Raw genomic sequence first — 3,656 nt, 5'->3', positions numbered from 1 at the left:
GGGGCCGGGCTCGGTCTCGCGGTAGGTGAGGTTGCCCCACGTGGCGATGTCGTCGGCCTGCCGGAGCACCCCCACGTCGTTCAGCTCCCAGTTCGGCGAGTCGCCCCACACGCCCATCCCGAACAGCCAGTGCTCGCCCTCGACCTTGCGGAACTGCAGCGAGGCCGAGGTGCCGAAGAGCGACGTCCGGGTCGGGTCGAAGGTGACGTGGTCCTGATCGGGCCGCTCGAAGTAATGGGCGCTCGAGAGCTGCACGTTCGAGATCGCCTCCTCGGAGCCGGCCACGTAGCTGAGCCCGAAGTGTCCATTCAGCTCGTAGCGATTGCCGTCCAGCCGGAGCAGGAAGTCGCCGCCGCCGGTGAAAGCGCGCTGGTTCAGCTCGTAGCGGAGCGGGTCGGTGTCCGAGTCGAAGTTCCGGCTCACCCCGGTGGCGGTGAAGCCGAGGGTCGATCCGGACCCGCCCACCTCCTGCTGGAGGCGGAGTACGCCCCAGCCGGCCATCGGCTCGACCTGCACCTCGTCGAACCGGTCGAACCCGGAATCGTAGGTGCGCGCGTGCTCGGCGGAAGTGAAGGCCCCGAGCGCGCCCACCGAGAGGCCGCTTGCCAGGCGCCCCGTGACTTTCGCCGCCCCGACGATCGTGGTGGCGTCCGGACGGTCCACGTACTCCGCGTCCGGGAAGGCATGCGGCGCGCCCCCGATGCGCCGTGAGTAGTAGTACTGCGGGCCGCCGCGACCGTTGCCGCTCAGGAGCTGCGCGCCCTCGACGAAGAAGGGCCTCCGCTCGTCGAAGGTGGTCTCGAACGCGGACAGGTTCACCACGGCCGGGTCCGCCTCGACCTGGCCGAAGTCCGGGTTGACGGTGGCGTCGAGGGTGAGGTTCGATCCCAGCCCCATCTTGAAGTCGGCGCCGACCCGGCCCTGCAGCTCCGTGCGGCCGCCGAACGGGTCGCCCGCGTCCACCAGCTCGCGGCTGTACAGGCGGGCGTCGGTGGACACATACGGCATGAGCTCCATGCGGCGGCTCGACTCGACCTCCTCCACGCCGGTGAGGTCACCGAACCGCGAGGCCCATCCGGTCTCCTCGCGGGGCACGTAGACCCAGTAGATGTCCTCGTTCTTCGTCGGGATCCACCGGTTCACGTTGATGCCCCACTGACCCGTGTCGTTGAACCGGAGCTGCGAGAACGGGATCCGCATCTCGGCCGTCCACCCGAGCGAGTCCCGCTGGACGCGCGCCTCCCACACCGGGTTGAAGGTGAAGTCGCGCCGGTACTCGGCGTCGGTGGGGTTGTACCAGTCGATCCGCACGCCCGCCGCGGTGACGGCGAAGTTGTAGGCCGTGCGGCGGTCCAGGTACGTGTCGAGCGACACGGCCAGGGTCTCGACGTTGCCGAGCTCGTCTCGGCGCGTCATCACTTCGGCGATGTTCGAGGGGTCCTGGTGGTACATGCGGGCCCCGATGTACAGGGACCCGCCGTCGTATACGAACGCGACCTCGGTTCGCTCGCTCGGCTGGGCCCCCTGCTCCGGCTCCTTCTGCTGGAAATCGGCGAAGAACCGGGCCTCGCGCCACGCGGCGTCGTCCAGCCGCCCGTCCACGGTGATCAGCTCGGGGTCCACGGCGATCGCCATGGCGTGCTTGGGAGGCGGCGCCGCACGGTCGGCCGCGCCGTTCGTGTTGGAGGAGGTCTGGGCCCCGGCGCCCGCCGCCGAAGCCAGGACCATCCCGATGCCGGCCGCACAGCCGGCCGCCTGTCTCGCCACCCGACCCATCGTCCCCTTCATCCCCGCGTCCCCCCTGGGGTCGCGCCGCGCTCCGGGCTACCGGGCGGCGCCCGGAACCGGCGCCATCATCCACATCCGCCTCTCAATACCTCTAGACACCGCCAATCGAAGGAATGTTGCGCCGGCCACGAGAAGCGGCTCGAGGGTCCGTCCTCAGGCCGCTCCGGCCGGTTCCGGCCGCTCTTCCGGCTCCAGCTCCACCCGGCGCGGCTCCCACTGCTCGATCATCCGCACGAAGGCCGACACGTACTCCGGGTCGAGGTGCGTGCCCGCCTTCTCCTCGAGGAACCGGATCGCCCGGTCCGAAGGCCACGGGGGCCGGAAAGGGCGGCGCGTGCGGAGGGCGTCGTACACGTCGCACACCTGCACCAGGCGGCTGGCCTCGTGCGTCTGGCGGGGGTAGGCGAGCTCCGGGTAGCCCTCGCCCGTGTAGCTGAGGTGGTGCTCGTAGGCGACGGTGGCGGCGAGCTCCATCCCGCGGCCCGAGGCGAGGAGGATGCGCGCTCCCTCGACGGTGTGGCTCTGGATCAGCGTCCACTCCTCGTCCGTGAGGCGCCCCTTCTTGTTGAGGACCTCGACCGGGAGGCGTGACTTGCCGACGTCGTGCAGGAGGGCGGCCTCTCCGATCGCCCGGACGTCGGTGGAGGCGTAGGTGAGGTGCTCCGCGAGGGCCATGGAGAGGCAGGAGACGTTGATCGAGTGCGTGGTGGTGTACTGGTCCACCGTCTTCAGCTGCACGAGCGGCACCACCACGTCGCGCTCCGAGTGCATGGCGACCGAGAGGAGCTGCACGACCGTGGAGGCCTCCGCGACCGGAACGACGCCGTTCTTCTCGATCTCTTCGTTCAGCCACGCCACGGCCTCGGCCTCGGCCTCGAGGCCGAAGGCGAGCGGTTCCATGGAAGCGCCTCGCTCCTCCTCCTGCGAATCCTCCTCGACCTCGCTGAACTGGATCCCGACCTGGCCGTCGAGCTCGCGGATCGAGGCGCCTTCGTCCTTGAGATACAGCCGGGCGACCACTTCGCCGACGAAGCCCTCGAGGTCCTCGCGTGTGGTTCCCGGAGTGATATCCATCCGCTCGATCCCGCCCTCGGGGAGCCGGAGGGACCACTCCCAGTTCCGCAGCTCCTCCATCAGCTCGCCCTCGTATTCCACCTCGCCGTCCCGGAACAGGAAGGAGGGGAAGGCGTTCTGGCGGAGAAGGAACTTGAGCGCCACCAGCAGCTCGGCCGTGATCTCCTCGATGCGGTCCGGATCGGGCTCCGCCTCGGCCCGCGCCTCGATCAGGTGACCGAGGGCCACCAGGAAGCCGGCCGGGTAGCTCAGCTCGCCGTTCACGAGGCCGCCTGGCGGATGGCGGGTCGGCTCGACGCGCGGGCCCGTTCAAGGATCTCGCCGGACCGCGGATCGTGGGCCCACACGGAGGCGAGCCCCTCGAGAGCGGCCAGGAGCTCGGGACTTTCCTGGGGAAGCTCTCCCCGCCCCCGGCCGTGCGGCGCCGCGATCTCGAGCAGCGTCTCGAGTGCTGCTTCCGAGCCGAGGTTCGCGAGGGCGCGCACGGCGTGGGTCCGGAACTCGGAGTACTCGCCGTCCGGGGAGGCCGCGATCTCGATCAGGCGGGGCTCGGCGTCCGGCGGGCAGCCACGAGCCGCTTCGGTGATGCCGAACGCCACGACGCGGCTGTTGTCATCGGCGAGCGCTCTCAGGATCGCCCGCTCGCGGGTGGCCGGCATGCGGAGGCACAGGTGTATGGCCTCCAGCCGGACCTGCGGGTTCTCGTGCTCGGTGAGCGGCCACGGATCGAACCCGTCCGGCCACGCGTCGAGGTGGGCGAGCAGCGACAGGACGTTCCGGAGCACGAACCAGGG

Annotated in this window: 3 protein-coding genes; all 3 read right to left on the bottom strand. The window is 70.3% G+C overall.

Translation table 11 applies throughout. From position 1 onward, the window contains the following. Positions 1-1,788 (bottom strand): DUF5916 domain-containing protein (locus AC36XV_RS03125; RefSeq protein ID WP_492202216.1); only part of this gene is annotated, 1,788 nt, incomplete at its 3' end. Positions 1,789-1,941: 153 nt separating this feature from the next. After that, positions 1,942-3,126: an HD-GYP domain-containing protein gene (locus tag AC36XV_RS03120; RefSeq protein WP_492202215.1), complete on the bottom strand. Its 1,185-nt coding sequence runs from the start codon at positions 3,124-3,126 to the stop codon at positions 1,942-1,944. Then, positions 3,123-3,656 (bottom strand): HEAT repeat domain-containing protein (locus tag AC36XV_RS03115; protein WP_492202214.1); only part of this gene is annotated, 534 nt, incomplete at its 5' end. The genes AC36XV_RS03120 and AC36XV_RS03115, both read right to left, overlap by 4 nt.

The organism is Candidatus Benthicola sp. (assembly GCF_058719085.1).
This window is presented reverse-complemented; position numbering and strand designations above follow the sequence as displayed.